General features: G+C 41.2%; 14 protein-coding genes. 8 read left to right on the top strand and 6 right to left on the bottom strand.

Annotated features, from left to right (window positions below; genetic code table 11):
• The first annotated feature begins 149 nt into the window (after positions 1–149).
• From NE536_RS07355 to NE536_RS07320, 8 genes are all read left to right on the top strand, one after another.
• A complete protein-coding gene (locus NE536_RS07355; protein WP_142736679.1) occupies positions 150–1,223 on the top strand; it encodes an ABC-three component system protein in 1,074 nt (357 codons plus the stop codon).
• Positions 1,211–1,666, top strand: coding sequence for an ABC-three component system middle component 2 (locus NE536_RS07350; protein WP_014611803.1), 456 nt, complete (start codon positions 1,211–1,213; stop codon positions 1,664–1,666). The genes NE536_RS07355 and NE536_RS07350 overlap by 13 nt, the downstream gene beginning before the upstream one ends.
• Positions 1,667–1,683: 17 nt before the next feature.
• Positions 1,684–3,483, top strand: coding sequence for an SMC family protein (locus NE536_RS07345; protein ID WP_261272292.1), 1,800 nt, complete (start codon positions 1,684–1,686; stop codon positions 3,481–3,483).
• 537 nt (positions 3,484–4,020) lie between these two features.
• On the top strand, positions 4,021–5,388 hold the full coding sequence (locus tag NE536_RS07340) for a site-specific integrase (protein WP_142736676.1): 1,368 nt from the start codon (positions 4,021–4,023) through the stop codon (positions 5,386–5,388).
• Entirely contained in the window at positions 5,351–7,090 is a 1,740-nt protein-coding gene (locus tag NE536_RS07335; protein ID WP_142736675.1) for a hypothetical protein, read from the top strand. Before NE536_RS07340 ends, NE536_RS07335 begins: the two co-directional genes overlap by 38 nt.
• A gap of 7 nt (positions 7,091–7,097) precedes the next feature.
• Positions 7,098–9,221, top strand: coding sequence for a hypothetical protein (locus NE536_RS07330; protein WP_261272291.1), 2,124 nt, complete (start codon positions 7,098–7,100; stop codon positions 9,219–9,221).
• Entirely contained in the window at positions 9,218–9,658 is a 441-nt protein-coding gene (locus NE536_RS07325; protein ID WP_095470215.1) for a hypothetical protein, read from the top strand. Before NE536_RS07330 ends, NE536_RS07325 begins: the two co-directional genes overlap by 4 nt.
• Positions 9,659–9,772: 114 nt before the next feature.
• On the top strand, positions 9,773–10,033 hold the full coding sequence (locus tag NE536_RS07320) for a hypothetical protein (protein WP_261272290.1): 261 nt from the start codon (positions 9,773–9,775) through the stop codon (positions 10,031–10,033).
• A 25-nt stretch (positions 10,034–10,058) separates the two neighbouring features.
• On the opposite strand, the gene NE536_RS07315 is transcribed toward NE536_RS07320, so the two are convergent.
• The 6 genes from NE536_RS07315 to NE536_RS07290 form a co-directional block, all read right to left on the bottom strand.
• A complete protein-coding gene (locus NE536_RS07315) occupies positions 10,059–10,532 on the bottom strand; it encodes a DUF4231 domain-containing protein (RefSeq protein ID WP_261272289.1) in 474 nt (157 codons plus the stop codon).
• Positions 10,533–10,731: 199 nt separating this feature from the next.
• On the bottom strand, positions 10,732–11,292 hold the full coding sequence (locus tag NE536_RS07310) for a 3'-5' exonuclease (protein WP_261272288.1): 561 nt from the start codon (positions 11,290–11,292) through the stop codon (positions 10,732–10,734).
• 27 nt (positions 11,293–11,319) lie between these two features.
• Complete coding sequence (locus NE536_RS07305) at positions 11,320–12,216, bottom strand: AAA family ATPase (protein WP_261272287.1); 897 nt, start codon at positions 12,214–12,216, stop codon at positions 11,320–11,322.
• Positions 12,213–12,701, bottom strand: coding sequence for an HORMA-1 domain-containing protein (locus NE536_RS07300; RefSeq protein ID WP_261272286.1), 489 nt, complete (start codon positions 12,699–12,701; stop codon positions 12,213–12,215). Before NE536_RS07300 ends, NE536_RS07305 begins: the two co-directional genes overlap by 4 nt.
• Positions 12,702–12,703: 2 nt before the next feature.
• Positions 12,704–13,654: a CBASS oligonucleotide cyclase gene (locus tag NE536_RS07295; RefSeq protein ID WP_261272285.1), complete on the bottom strand. Its 951-nt coding sequence runs from the start codon at positions 13,652–13,654 to the stop codon at positions 12,704–12,706.
• Positions 13,655–13,700: 46 nt separating this feature from the next.
• Positions 13,701–15,236, bottom strand: a complete 1,536-nt coding sequence (locus NE536_RS07290; protein ID WP_261272284.1) for a phosphorylase family protein — start codon at positions 15,234–15,236, stop codon at positions 13,701–13,703.
• Between the last annotated feature and the right edge of the window lie 366 nt (positions 15,237–15,602).

Below are 15,602 nucleotides of genomic sequence, written 5' to 3'. Positions count from 1 at the left end.
CACTTATCCGTCAGATTATCAGCTAAGTACTTGACATATTTTTTCTAATCAGTCTAGTGTTCTGGGAGCTCGCCACGGTATATTTTTTAAGTAAAATATAGGAAGATAATAAGCAGAATAATAATTTTAAATTTGGATGACTTATATAGATGGAACTAGAAAAGGAAATCCCCTCCCCCAAAAACACCCATGCTCCTTTGTCGGCAGTATCAGCTTTAACTGGCGAAATCATATCGCCATTAAGGCGTTTGCAGCAAATGGACGCGGACGATTGGGAAGAATTTACTTGTGAACTTGCAACTTATTGGAAAACACAGTATTTACGAGTCAATCGTGTTGGGGGGGCAGGTGATATGGGGCGTGACGTTATTGCTTACACCCCTGATGGAAGTTGGGAGAATTTTCAGTGCAAATATTACAGCTCACCATTGAATTTGGCAGATGTTCTATTAGAAATAGGTAAGCTTTGTTACCACTCACATCAAGGGCATTTTTCTATGCCTACAAAATATTACTTTGTTGTAAAGAGTGGCTTAAATGGTGTTAGCCTTAACGCCCTTAAAGATTCTAATAAGCTGAAAGCAGAACTCATTTCTGGTTGGGATAAAAAGTGCAAAGACAAAATCACCAAGAAAAAGAGTGTAAGCCTAGAAGGCGATTTTCTTAAGTTCGTTGAGCATGATGTTGATTTTACAATATTTGATCAAATCCCACAGTTGAAGCTTATCGAATTACATAAAAATCATACTCCTTATTACATAAGAAGATTTGGAGCATTAGAGTTTGATCGACCAGCCCCTGCAACACCTCCAAATGATATTCAAAGCAATGAATTGAAATATATTTCAGAGTTACTAAAGGCAATAGAATCTATAGAATCTCAGGTGAGTTCTGCTGATGATTTAGAAGCCTTTCCTGAGTTTTTGACGGAATTAAAAAGTGCGCGTAAAAACTTCTATTCAGCAGAAAGCTTAGAAAAATTTTCCAGAGACTCAATGCCTCCTGATACATATGAAAATTTGCTTGAAGATTGTTATGAAGCAATTTCTAGCCTCGTTCTGATGGTTCACAACAATGGCTGGGATAAATATTTGGCTATCTCGAACCACGTAACACAAGTTTCATTTTCATCGCATCCATTAAATCTATACATGAGTATTCGAGACAAGAAAGGCGCTTGCCACCAATTGGTGAATAAAGGATCTTTAAAATGGAACAAGTAAAACTTAAAGTCCCTCAGATATTTAATAGTGATGTCGAATTGGCAACTAGAGTCGCACTAATACTGTCGAGTATGGAAGGTGAGAAATTCGACATAGATGAACTGGTGTTATTAGATTACGCGCTATTGTATTCGAGCGAATTCAATGGGCCATCAAACCTTCATCCTGCAGTCCCAAATCATTTAGCAGAAATTGCACAACGGAGAGAGTTGTTACCTAATTCGCTTTTGTTTTTTATTAAAAAAGGGCTAATTGATGTTCGCTATGATGAAAAGGGAAAATCATTTTGTGCGAATGAAAATACAAATAGCTTCGTTAGTTGCTTAAACTCAAGTTATTTCATCAAGATTTGGGAAAGATTAAGTTGGTTGTCTGAGAATTACGATCGGATTATCCAGATACCAATAATGGAATTAAGAAAAGGAGTGTCTAGTTCGACATGATTATTAAAAGAATATCCGTGATAGGAAAAGGCAAGCCGAAGGCTGAACTTTGCTTTGATAAAGGACTCAATGTTGTCGCTGGTGCATCTGATACTGGTAAGTCATATGTCATTAAATGTTTTCAATATATTTTTGGTGGTGAAGAGCCTCCTAAAAATATTGACGAAGCTAAAGGCTACAATACAGTTGAAGCAGAAATTAAAGTTGATGAAAAAGAAAGCTTTATTCTTCGAAGGGAGATATCAGCTACCAGACCTCAAGTTACTCTAATTGAACTTGAGCCAGATGGTACAGAATCAGAAACTATTGTTTTAAACCCAAGCCACAAAGGAAAAAATAACCTATCGGCACATATTCTCGGAAAACTGGGCTTAAACGGAAAAGTATTAGTAAACGGTGTACAGAGTTTAAAAACCTCTTCTTTGACTTTGCGCGTACTGAGTAAATTATTCTTAGTCGATGAAGGACGGATGATTACCGAATCATCACCTCTGGGTGAAGGCCAGCGAGAGTATACTCAAGAAACGTCATTACTTAAAACTTTGCTTACTGGTGCAGATGATTCAGTGGTTAAAGATTTGAAACAACAACAAGATACAGAAGGAGCTGTAGAATCGCGTGTTAAAGCTTTGGAAGAGTATGTTGCCAAGAAATTTTCTAACCATGAAGAAGTAAAGTCCACAACAGAAAAGTTAGACTCAGAATTGAATGAGTTAGAGGAATCTCTATCTAAGGCTCAAAACGAACTAACCGCTCTGGTTGAAGCCAGTAGTGAACTTGATTCTAAAAGAAATAAATTTAGGGGTGAGCTAAGTAAGTTACGTGAAGCAGAAAAAGAGAACCTTTTACTACAGGGGAGATTCAGCCTTTTAATTGAGAAATATAATTCAGATTTAGAAAGGTTAGAGGCAGGAGCTGAAGCGGCTTCTTTTATTGAGCTATACGAGTTAGCTAATTGCCCTACTTGCGGACATGAGTTTGAACAAGAAAAAGATGTAGAAGAGCTAAAGCAATTGGTGCAAAGCACCGAGGCGGAAATCAATAAAAATAGATATCGAGTTAAAGGGTTAACTGATTCAATTGAGGATCTAAAGCAAGAGTATCAAGCACTTGAAAATGAGATAATTCAAAAAGAAATAGCAGTTAAAGAGATATCGGAAATCATAGAAGGGAATATATCTTCGAAGTTTAAGGACTATAATGTAGCTATTCGACTATTAAATAGTAAAAAGAATGAATTTTTGAAACAAAGAGCCATAGTAGACTCTCGTGAAAGCTTATTAAAAGAAATAGGAGAATTGCGTGTTCAGCTTGAAGACAGAACTGAAAAATATGTTTTTCCTGATTTTAGTGCTGAGTTAACCGCCTTGTGTAAGAACATTAGCGCAATCTTACAGCGTTGGTCATTTCCCGGACATGAAGACGTTACTTTTGATATGAAAACTAGGGATTTGGTAATTGGTGGCAAGCCAAGATCCCATTTTGGTAAAGGATACCGAGCAATTTCTTATGCAGCTTTTTCACTAGGCTTTATGGAATACTTGTCTAAGTTTGAACGTCATCCAAAATTTGTAATTCTGGATTCTCCTTTGACCACTTATCGAGCGGGTGACAATGATGAGAATGATGATGAGGTTCAATTAAAAAAAGATATGATTTTTGCTTTCTACATTGATCTTTGCGATTCGTTCAATGATAAGCAAATAATCGTATTTGAGAACCAAGAGCCAGATGAGGCTTTGAAACCAAAAATGACTTACTACCACTTTTCTAAGAACAAGGATATTGGTCGATATGGATTTTTTCCAGTAGCTTAATTTAAGGATCGTAAATCCGCTGTTTCCATATGAACGGTCGGAACTACGATTTTAACGTTAGACGTTTCCTGAGTGCCGCTCCCTTCTTGCTGTTCCCCGAGAGCAGCTAGACTGCTAACCCGTATTCATACCAATAATCCGATGGCTGGCACAGATCCGACTGGGTTTATTAAGGCCAATAATGTACAGGATGAGTGAATTTGGCACGAGGTTAGGAGTTTTGCTATATAGAAAGTAATCATTCAAACTCTAATCAAGCAAATCCGCCGACTCATTTATGTCCAAACCTGAGCTACGGCTAGAATGATACTTTAGTACTCAGCTGTGGCCAGGCTAAGATAGGATGTCCACTGCTAGTGTGAACCTATATCTCTTTCCTACGAATATCCCCAAAAACTTTCACATGTGAAAGTGCTAGCAACTTTTACCATTCAATGAAAGCACTCAAACTGCCCAAATTGGTACATTACAGGCCTTAGGATCTCGATAGCAGTAGCAGATACTGGATGAACCAACAGTTATTACAAAGTTCATCCCGTGGCTTACTTGATCAAATCAGACGACGTGCATATTGGTGGTGAAATCATCACTGAAACGGACCCTATAGAGTTTCTGTATGGCCGAAATCTAGGGTCATTGCCTACTATTTATGACCAAAACTGGGGATATGTTGCACCAGTAAATCACTGGTTCATTCATCTTAAAGCGAGCAAACGACTTGAAAATCTAAGTTCCTACGCACGAGCGCTTTTGCATTATTGGAATTTTCTTGAATCAGAAAAGTTAACCTGGGACGCCTTCCCCTTAGCAAAGGGTTTAAAGCCTACATATCGATATAGGAATGACAAACTTCTCAAGAGTGTTAAAGCTGGTGAGCTCGCATACTCAACTGCCAACACGTATATGACACATGTTGTCCAGTTTTATTTATGGGCAGCACATGAACGTTATTACCACATCAGCGAGAAACACAAACCTTTCGAAATCGAATTTGTAAGAATACAGAGAAGCGACATGCTGGCTCATATGATGCCTAAATTTCTGGTCCAAACTACAGACTTGCGCATCAGAACGCCGAGGGATGCAACCAGTAAGAATATTCGGGGGCTAAAGCCCTTAACTCAAATTTCACTCACTCATTTGGCTCTACATTTACGTAATGTGCCTTGCGAATTTAGGCTGATCTGTTTACTCGCAGCTCAATCCGGCTTACGTATCCAAGAAGCGTCAGGATTGACTTTGGCCGCACTAGAGCAATCGGTTCAACGCTCAGGTTCTATAACTCATTTCGAGTTAACAATAGGACCAGGTAATGGTGTACCTACAAAATACAATAAAACTCGAACTATTGAGATAACAAGTCGCCTTTTATCAGACTTGAAAACTTATGCCATAAGTGAGCGGCGAATGCGCCGACTTGACAAACTTCTTAGCAAAATTGAGTTCCACAAAGGCATCCATGACATAAAAAAATCCCACGATGTTCATGTCTCAAAGGAAAAACTCGACGCCCTGACCACAGCCCAGCGATACGAACCCTTATTTATTAGCCAACAAGGTAATCCATACGACCCAAACACGATAGGCTCTCGCTTTGGAGAAGTTCGCCGCTCAATAATTAAGTCAGGAATACAATTTGAGCATAAATTTCATGATCTTAGATGTAGCTATGCAACCTACCGACTACATAGCCTACTCGAAGCAGGTTTTGAGCCTGCGAATGCACTGAGCTTACTGATGGGGTGGATGGGACATAAGAATGAATCCACAACATGGAAGTACTTGCAGTACCTCAAAAGAAAAGAAGCATTAAAAGAGAAGATATCTGTACTAGACAGCATTATGCATCAAGCATTAGAGGACGCTAATGAGCAAGACATTGAAATTAATAGCTCCCTGGGTTGAACATCTTTGTATTCCCATACGAAACGGAGCAAACGCACACACACTCTTGGACTTTAATCGATTCAGGTATCGCGGGGTTCCTAAAACACATGAAATAAAGCTGGGAAATGTTCAGCTATTAGACCGGGATGATATAGCACAGAAACTGTTTATCACAATTACGAGCAGGGAAGATGCTTCACCAGCAACCAAAGGTAATGCATTCACCGCAGCTAGAAGACATTTTGCGTTTTGTGATGTGCAAACTCCACCGCTTCAACCGCTATCTGAAATGGCATTTGTTAAAGAATTAGAACATAACTCCATCCGTCAGCGGCTTGGGGAGATCAAAGATAGTACAGAAAGCAAGCTACGGGGTGATTTATCATCTTTATACCAGTGGCTAGATCTTCCCGTGCGACACATTTATCCACAAGGGGTCCGGTCAGGACGCACGCAAACAGAGCCAACACGCGGCTATAGTGACGCTGACTTAAAGCAATTGCTTCCGTTGCTAAGAAGTATTTTTAAGCAGTTGTATCAGCAATTCATTATCGATCCTGAGTTTCATATTCAAGCTAGTTCTAACGCTCATACAATGGTTTTTTCTTGGAAGGGGAAAGATTATCCAGTAGCCGGTGGTGCATCAAAAATTTTTTATGTCGCAACATTTCTCCTAAGTTATTACACGTGGAGTAACAGTACCGTCTTATATAGCTTAAGACGCCCACAAACTAGCACACATGCCATATCAAGCAATTGGTATCAAATGCCAGCATTTAAACGTAGAGCATTTAAAACTATCACTGTAGAGCTAGGGGATCATAACAAGCTAGAAATTCCTAAGTATGCAACCCAATTTTTTGACCAATTAATGACCGTCTCAAAACTAGTCGATCCTAAACCTGATGGTTTGCTGTTACCAGCTTACAGCTACAGAAAAAGAAAAGTTCAGATGATGAGCGGATGTCTGCTTAATAACTTCAAAGCTAAATGGTTAGCTAGGTACTTTCCGATGACCGATGAACAAGGAGAAATACTATGGCCTGTACCAAGACGCTTCCGCGCCACAGGCAGTCATTTAACTTTGGCACTAAAAGGTACACTGGAAGCTGCAATTCTTCTTGATAACACTCCCCAGACGGTTGCTCATGCATACTCAAGTGGAAACAAGTATGAAAACGATTTGATGAACCGAGATACAAGCCAAACTTTAGAACAGATCGTGCGTGATAGACAAAGTGTAGAGTCAGCGAAACAAAAGGTTAGAGAAGCACAAAAAGTGGAAGTACTTGCCTATGAAGCATACATCCGACGAGCATCTCCTCCCACTCGTAGCGCTAACGGCAGTTATTGCAAAGAGCCGATGGGAGCAATGGCTGAGAAGTTTACATCAAGAGCACGAGCACATGGGCTCATAACTGAAAGTGAAAATCTAGCATGTGCCGATTTAATCAAATGTTGGAGCTGCGAACATCAAGTGCTTGTCGAATCGGTAACTGATTTATGGTGTGCTCTTAGTTTTCGCGAATGCATTGAAGAATCGGCATGCCTGCATATAGATAATGCTCATTATCAGAAAAATTTTGGCGAAGCCTTAGCAAAGATTGACCTCCGCTTAAAACAATTAAGCCCCAAAATTGTACAGCAAGCTAAAAGAAAATTAGCAGATGAAGGTCGTCATCCTTTATGGATAGATGTAGATAGTATGAGTATGAGCTGAGGACGAAATGAAACCACTATTACACTTGCCAATTGAAGCACCTAGTTCACTCAACCTTTACACCCAAGATGTGGAACAATTAGTCAGAGAGCGTAACTGGGACAAATTGAACCAAGTACCTGTATGCATAGATCAACATCAAATATTAAGAGCACACTTCGGCCAAAATCGCTGGGATTGTAGCCCATATGCCTCGGATAAAGGCAGTGATAAAAACCAAAGAGAATTTGATTTCTCTTATTTAGTTGACTCGCCTAACTTGCTTCTTGAAGCAAAACTTATAGCCTATGGCTGGCTATACGAGCAAGGGCATTGCTTTGGGAAAAAATGCAAATTGTCCACTTTAACCTCTAGATTTAATATTGGTTTAAAAAGAGCGTTAGTCAGCTTAAAAAATAACGGAGCCAATAGTTTTAGTGAATTAAACAACCATGATATCTGGCAAAAATTTGAAATAGATTTGCAAAATGAGTCATTAAGCAAACGCACTCTTGAACTCGCTTTCACGGCTCTTCAAGCTGTGGAAAGGTTGAATCCGTGGCTACCTTTTCAATTAACATTACCGAGCATCAACTATAGACAGTTGGCAAAAAAGCTTGCAGATCAAGAGAAATTAGAACATAAGCAATCACTTGCTATACCACAAGCATTGGTTAACGTATTGTACGGGCAAGCTGTCAGCTACGTGGAAAAAGCATGGCCACATAGAGAAAAACTCGCCCAACTCGAACGTGATTTACAATCAAACTATGATATTGGCCGTGCAGCCGTAGACTATAAGCTAGCCATCGGTAGATGGAAGTGGCTTTATGATGTGGAAGGCAGGCTTAATAGCAAAAAATACGTTGAGGAAATCAACAAAGCAACTCCTCGTTCTCAATCTGAGATCATCACGCAACATCTTAGAGGAACAGGCTTACTACCCAACCATAATGTTGACGGAAATTGGTTATTTACATGGCGAGCGAATCTTCAAGCCGCTTGTTTTATATGTTGCGGCGCATTCAGCGGAATGAGGGTCAGCGAACTGTTTGAACTCCATGAGGATAGCTTTCGCACTTACACTATCAACGGACAATTATTTCACTCTGTATCAGCGGCAACACATAAGCTTGCAGCTGGTAGAAAAAAAGAAGAGTGGCTCACCAGCCCTATAGTAGAAAAAGCCATATCGCTCGCAATTTCATTGAGCGCATGTGCCCGTGAACAATTGGTAAAACTAGCAGCACATAGTAACGATCCTGGACAAGTAGATAAGCTAATGGAAACATCCAGTAACTTGTGGCTTAGCCAAGCGCAAAGGAAAAACTTACCAATTCTCATATCTCGTGCTAAATGGAATGATCGGCTGAAAAACTTCGCGAAAAGTATTGGTGCAATTGTTGATGAAAAAGCATTATCTGAATGTCGTCAGCTTAATCCAAGAAATGGGGGAGCAATAGAGGACAAAGTTAAGTTAGGAGAACCTTGGCCTTTTCTCACCCATCAATTTCGACGCACTTTTGCCTGTTTTGCAATCCGCAATGGACTGGGCCACCCTATATCCATTAAGCAGCAATTCAAACATATCCATGTTCGCATGAGCGAATGGTATGGGAATGGCGCAATCGAATCCCGCCTACAGGATATAAAGGTAGACAGTGAGCTAATTAACTTGCTCAACGAAGTAAAACTTGAACAAACAACGGCGCACTTTGATAAATGGTTCAATAATGATGAGAAGCTAACGGGAAGCTTTGGTAAGGCTATTGTCGCCATGCGTGACGACAAACCTGTGATCTATAGCAACTGGGATAGCTTGTATCGATTGGTTAAAGAAAAACGATTAACTTTACATGGCACCCTACATAGCTATTGTAAAAATGGCTATGAATGTGACATGGATGGGGTAATAAATGCCGCATTCTGCGTTGATTGCCGTGGCGGAGGTAGCGTCGTGGATGATAAAAAAGCGTCGTGGTGGCAAAAGAAACATCAAGCGTTGAGTAGCTATCTGAAGCAGCAATCCGATGTCAGCCATGCAGAGTATGCTCACTGTATTACACAGATTCGAGCTGCCGAGAAAGTGTTGAATGATTTTGGACTGAAATTTGAAAAGTATCAGCACCCATTGCAGGTTATCGATTTATGAAAAAGTCAGAAAATACACTTCTCAAGCTTGAAGCCGCTTTGCAACGAATCATCGAACGAAAAACCAAACGAATACCCGATCACCGTAAATTATCGGTTCGAGCTGTAGAGGAAGAAGCCGGATTAGGAAATGGCAGTTGTTATTACTATCCAGATTTCAAGCTCAGAGTTCAATCAGAAGTAAAAAAACTAAAGTGCCTTACGCTTGATGCCGCCGTTCAATCCGACGTTGAGATTTTGAGAGAAAAGCGCAACCAAGAAAGAAAGATAAAAATTCAGTATCGTGAAAAGGTTGCTGTATTGACCCAAAGATTAACTTCAATGGCCGCAGAACATCATCAACTAAGTCATGCTCTAAGGAGTGCTCTTTCACGTATTGAAGATCTTGAACTTCAGATAGTTGAGCTCAAACAGAGCCAGATTGTGAGAATCAAGTGATTGTATACCTGAGCTAGTTTTACTGCCATTTGCTGGCTAAACTAGCCAAACAAACAGGGTCAGGAAAACTTTCACATGTGAAAGTTTTCCTGCTTAACCTCAAAGGCAGAGAAGATGGGTAGAAAACTTGAAGACATCATTGCAGAGCAGTCTCAAGAGGTCGTTTACACCGCCGAAGAGATAGCCTCGAAGCAGTTGATTCAGCTTCGTCTGATGGAGCTACTAAAGCGTATCGGTGCTGATGCAGGTTTCCAAATTGATAGCTGTACGGTCGATGGCCTACACCAGTTGAAACAAATTGTTGAATCAAGCGGAGGAAAACTCCGTCTTCATATTGACCTACGAGATGACTCAAGCCACGGTTTCAAGTTGTGAATAGAATTGCCGAGCTAAAAATAGCTTACTCTTTACCAGTAAGAACCGTTTTATTGAGACTTGATGCATCTGGTACATTCTTTGCCCAAGTATTGTGAGCTTCAGATGCAAAGTTGGTAACTTCAGAAATAAGCAGTTTATCTGCTTCCTTTATTGAATCCGACATGCCAGAATATTTTCCCACCCTAAATTGATAATGAGCTAAGGAAGTCTCAATTTTTCGTTGTGCAGTTCGATATACTGCCCAGAGTGCGTGTGGTTTTCTTAATTGGAGCCATGCTGTGGAAAAAGCTGCAAACGCAGACAATAAGGATGGAATAACTTTTGATAGCCAGATACCTTCTCCGAGGCTTACAAATAGGGGGCATAAGAGCGAGCACACCATTGCACTTTTAAAACACCAAATACTTTCAAACTTGTTATGATTTGCTTTTTCTTTGTAATGGTTTACCTGTTCTATAGCATATTTTTCTGCTAGAGACTTTTCATCTTCAGACATTTCGTCTTCCTTTATTTGTATTTATATTGTCTTAGAAAGAGCATTTTTACTAGCAAGATTAGCCTTCAAAGATTATCAGAATTTTTAACTTCAACGCTTTAGAGAACATTTAAGAAACACTCTTCATTGCCTGTGTAGCATCATCTGATAGGCAGAATTTCTTAGTAAACTCACCTCATCAGAATAACTATATATAGACTTAGTTCTTCTGCGAATTCTGGCACAATCTGTAAATTAACCGGAATAGTTCCGCTTGATATCTCGCATCGTCAAGAGCATCGTGGTTCCCTTTTTGACGTGGATTTACAACCTTATCAATAGAACTGGATTTGGTATCATGCCATGTACATCCTGTGGCCCCCATGAAGAGAGCTTTGATGTCTAGTGCTGAAAATCCGAATGGATTGCTCCCAAAGTATTTCAAGAAGTAGTAATTGACAAACCCCCAGTCAAACGGGGCATTCAATCCTACAAATACAGGGGTGCAACCTTCAGGTATGTTATCGGCTATCCAATCATAAAACTGCTTCATAGCTTCAGGTGGAGTTAGTCCGTCCTTTTCTGCCTTCTCTAACGTCAGACCTGTAACAGCTAGAGCTTCTTCAATTGATTTCTCGCTAATTGGTTTTAGCATCGTAGAAAAACAGATCTCTGGTTGATACACAAAACAAGCACCTAACGTGAGCATGCTATGTTCACTTACTATGGGGCCTGTTGTCTCAACATCAACAGAAATAAAAATTTCTCGTCTTTTATCCATTTGATTGCTCCAGTATTTATTGTGGGGTCATCCAATCATCACCGGCGATGGTTCTAATTCCGCAGCGGCCTGATAAAAATGCTCCACAGTTAGTGGCGAATCAGGGAAAGCTAAAGATACTGCTGCTGGATATAAACGCGTACGAATATCAGAGTATGTCCAAGCTGGCTTAGTCCCGGTAGCTGCTGTTGCTTCAACCAATTTATTGATTTCGACTCTAGAGAAACCCATGTCGCTCAAATCTCTTGAAAAAAGCTCATTTCTCTCGTCATCGGAAGGGCGTGTGAATTCTTCAACTATTGAAGCACGGCGAATTACTGCGGCATCAAGAGCAGCTAAGCGGTTGGTACAGAGAATAGCAAAAATACGCCCTCCATGTTTACGCATACTATCTATGGATTGAATAAGAGTGTTTACACCTACTTTGTCTTCATGATGACTATGGTCCTGGCTTCGAGATGCTCCCAGAGAGTCCCCCTCATCAATGATTAGAAAAGCGCGTCCCTTACCCGGTCCGATAGATCTAGTTATGTCTTCGAAAGCTTGGGTAATCAAGGTTCCCATTTCTCCAACTTTACCAGTTCCTCTGACTTTATTGCTCAATTTGAAGAGAATGGCATCTTCAATTTTTGCATCACGTGCCAAGCGATTCGCGATTGCTTCAGCATTTGCCGTTTTTCCTGTGCCAACATCTCCATGAAAAATCGCTAGGGGATACTGATCACTAAGTAACCCAATTACCGTGATTTTCTTTTTGTGATGCATTAGGCTCCAACGTTCCAATTCATTCGCCTGTAAAATAAGCTGAAGACGTTTCTTAACACGCAGATAGCGTTCCTCGAAGCCCAAAAGTTTTTTCTCTTGAGTATCAAACTGGGCAACTGGAAGATTAGCTTTTATTTCGAATACGGATGGATTGCTCACGAAAAATCCTCTCTGTTTGTGCCAAAGCCATTGCTACTATAACCACGACCTGTTGAAGAAGTCAGTGCAGTATGACTAATATCTGTCGTTGCGGGTATCCAAGATATCCTCAAAGGAAGTTCCTTTCTTTTTTCCGATGATGACGTTTCTTTGTAACGCAAATGGAAGCGGATCCATCCCCCATGGTCTTTTGATATAAGCGGCCACAACACTCCCCCGGGCCTTTCAGTCCCAGTGGCATTTTCTGACTGGAACTCATACCGAACGGCTCTTACTTCGGTGGTACCATTCATTAGAGTCACATCTACAAATTTCAGATGATCCTTTTTCGCCAATAATTCAATGTCATGGGCATAATTTTCAGCATCATCCTCCGTCATGGCCTTTGTAGCTCCAGCTATCATCATTAAATCTGCCTTGACGCTACGCATAACCTTCTCAACATCTGCTACCGTATAGGTGCTAGTACTTGAATACGTACTCATCCTTATTCTTCCTTGGTCTTAAAACGGCCGCCGAAAATCTCTTTCCATACGTCCAGATCATTTGCAACAGACGCATAGGTGGCATTCTCCCAAGCCGCTTCAGCGGCTTTCGCGATCAATTCCTGTTCTTCTTTAGAAATACGAGATGCAACATTATTTTCTGGGCTCACAGGGTCAATTATCACAACCGGATCACTGAAACTTGTCTGAGGCTTGCCTGCATTTTCTGGGAAATCAATACGTTCACTTAACTTGGTGCGAGCGATATAAACCAAGAACTCTCTGAAGCGCTTCTCTATAGATTCTGCTGGGCCATCGGTGTCAACAAGGTAAGCCAGTATAAGTTCAATATGAAAGGACTTCAGTCCTGGAATATCATGAAAGTGCTTCCAACGCTTCGCTAAGCGTACCAATGTCCGGAAGTGTTTATCTTTATCTTTTCGAGCCTGTATAAACTTGATATGACAAGGCGCACAAGTAAGGTTTCTCTCTCCGCTCTGAATGTCAAATTGCCACCCATGTTCAGGGGCTGAGTTATGTTGTAAAACAGGGACTACATCTACTTCAAGGCCGCTTTTAACAAATGTAACCTTTGCTGCGCGACGCTGAATTTCGAAATCTTCGACTTCTTTTGTTGGGTAGATCTCTATCAGAAAATCGTAAATTTTATTGCACAGTTCCTCATAGGACTTACTGTTCTCATCTACGCCAGAAATGTAGAAAACAACATCAACATCTGTTGGATAACCATCTATTTTACGTAGAATCGTAAATTTGGCGAATGAGCCAGCTTTCACCACCTTTGTGACTTTTAGCTTTGCTTTGTCAGTAATACACTTTTTCAGTTCAAGTACAAGGTTATCGACCTGCGCGTGATATTCCGAACGTTTCTTCCTGCTAAGGCGCAACACATTGTGATCGAAATATTCAAGCTCTGTATTTGATAAAGGCATTATTTCTCCATGTTTGAACACATCAAAAAGCGAACGATTTAAAAGGTTAATCTTGCAGAGACATACCATAAGTTATGTAGTCTACAGTTACCGCTGCGGCCGCTTTCGCAGCCAAAAGGTGGAATCTGTTGTCTTTCTTAGAATCGCCGAAATCGCTAATACCACGCACCATTAGTACAGGCTTGCCGAAATTTTCACATGCGGCAAAAAGACCCGCGCCTTCCATTTCAGCGATCTCAATTTTGCCGTGGAGTTCACGCATACCAAGAAACTTGTCCGGGTCGCGAAGGAGTTTTTCTCCGCTAGCAACGGTAGCTGTCTTTGGCATCACTCCCTGAGCAACTGGGCCAGCTTCGACTTGGTCGGGGAATTCAATACCCAGCGTCTTGTAACTATCCGAGAGGCGAGATTCGAGAGTCGTTCGGTTAGAAAGATAGGCGCTGACATCTTGACGAACACGCATGTTCAACCTGGTTATTTCTGGTCTAGCTTCAGACTTACCTCCCTCAATAAAAGCGGCACCTTCATAGGCGACGACTCGCTCTGCGAGGATGACCTCTCCCAGTGCACATTTATCTCGAAGACCAGCCGCTATACCCATCATCATCACGTTAGCTGGTTCCAATTCTCCCAAGAGCATAGTGGTCACAGAAGCCGCGTCCACATTACCTGCACCCGCAAAGCATGCCACCACACAACTGGCCGTCTTACCGCCACGTTTGGAGACGGGAGCCTTCCAGACATGCAAACCTTTCTTTGTTGTAACGTGCTCGGCATCTTCCGCGATACCGAATGCTTGCTTAGCAGCAGCCAACTCCACGTCTAAAGCGGTGAGCACAAGTACATCAGGGGGTAACGCCTCGATCCTAGCCTTTTCTTCCTCATAAAAGACTTTGACTATACGTTTACTTATTTCTTGCAACGAAAGCACGGGCTCTTGCAAAGACAGAGAAGGTAAAACTTTAACGACTTTATTACCGCTATTCGGCATATAAGTAAGTGGATTGGATTGAAAACGTTTCAGAACACCTAGTGCTCCAGCTCCGTCTTCACTATTTGCACCTAGTTGTATATCAAGTGGAAGTACAGGCAATGACCTTTTGACCATTTTTTGAGCGCGGTCCAAAACCCCCTTCCCTCCACCCAAGGCCACCATTGCAGTGGCGTGCTCTATTTGCTCATCGCCAACATTGCCACCAGTCAGCACTTCGTCTTCAAGAGGTACGAGCTCGGCGACACCACGCGCAATCATCCCGTTTAAAAGCCTACGTTGCTCAGGATTAGCCTTGGACTGGAGACGCTCATGTGAAGCTACAATCTTTAAGCGAACCAGAGAACTCTCGCCAGGGAGCATCTTGTCAATAGCTTTAGCCACCGTCCAATCAAACAAAAGTGGTTTGTTATCGGCATTGACAGGTTCAGCAGCCACATAAATCACAAAACCGCCGCCAGCATTTATCACTTCGCCAACAAACTCCTCAACAAATGTATGAGCTCGATCAATAAGCTCATTTTCAGTAGTGTTTGATACGCTACCAGCAAGTAGGATGTGGCACGATGCCAGCATCAAATCGTTTTCCATGATTATCTCTCTTGGATATTTTGTGCTCACATCATTTCGTCGACTTGAGCTCCAAACGCTATCATCTCAACATCTAAGTTGTTCAATAAACCAGCATGCCATGTACTGCTATATGGGAACACTAGCGCAATATTTCAAGCAAGATAATGGTATTTGTGACAAATGATTGAATAACCTCAGATGTATTGCTTAGTTAGTACAGTATGTTCTGGTCTAATCCCATCGGACACTTAATTTTGAGACAGTATGGTCAATAAATTAAGAGGTCTATATGAGTCTGAAGAAATCACATAAGAGTTATCCGCAGGCATTTAAAGATGAAGCCGTCTTGATGGTGCTAGAACAAGGTTATAGCGTTGCCGATGC

This window comes from Shewanella septentrionalis (assembly GCF_025370265.1).
Taxonomy (GTDB): Bacteria; Pseudomonadota; Gammaproteobacteria; order Enterobacterales; family Shewanellaceae; genus Shewanella; species Shewanella hafniensis.
This window is presented reverse-complemented; position numbering and strand designations above follow the sequence as displayed.

Excerpts from the sequence above, each read along its gene's own strand:
- NE536_RS07335 (WP_142736675.1), top strand. The coding sequence starts at position 5,351 with ATGAGCAAGACATTGAAATTAATAGCTCCCTGGGTTGAACATCTTTGT.
- NE536_RS07350 (WP_014611803.1), top strand. The coding sequence starts at position 1,211 with ATGGAACAAGTAAAACTTAAAGTCCCTCAGATATTTAATAGTGATGTC.
- NE536_RS07325 (WP_095470215.1), top strand. The coding sequence starts at position 9,218 with ATGAAAAAGTCAGAAAATACACTTCTCAAGCTTGAAGCCGCTTTGCAA.
- NE536_RS07355 (WP_142736679.1), top strand. The coding sequence starts at position 150 with ATGGAACTAGAAAAGGAAATCCCCTCCCCCAAAAACACCCATGCTCCT.
- NE536_RS07315 (WP_261272289.1), bottom strand. The coding sequence starts at position 10,532 with ATGTCTGAAGATGAAAAGTCTCTAGCAGAAAAATATGCTATAGAACAG.
- NE536_RS07310 (WP_261272288.1), bottom strand. The coding sequence starts at position 11,292 with ATGGATAAAAGACGAGAAATTTTTATTTCTGTTGATGTTGAGACAACA.
- NE536_RS07320 (WP_261272290.1), top strand. The coding sequence starts at position 9,773 with ATGGGTAGAAAACTTGAAGACATCATTGCAGAGCAGTCTCAAGAGGTC.
- NE536_RS07290 (WP_261272284.1), bottom strand. The coding sequence starts at position 15,236 with ATGGAAAACGATTTGATGCTGGCATCGTGCCACATCCTACTTGCTGGT.
- NE536_RS07300 (WP_261272286.1), bottom strand. The coding sequence starts at position 12,701 with ATGAGTACGTATTCAAGTACTAGCACCTATACGGTAGCAGATGTTGAG.
- NE536_RS07330 (WP_261272291.1), top strand. The coding sequence starts at position 7,098 with ATGAAACCACTATTACACTTGCCAATTGAAGCACCTAGTTCACTCAAC.
- NE536_RS07295 (WP_261272285.1), bottom strand. The coding sequence starts at position 13,654 with ATGCCTTTATCAAATACAGAGCTTGAATATTTCGATCACAATGTGTTG.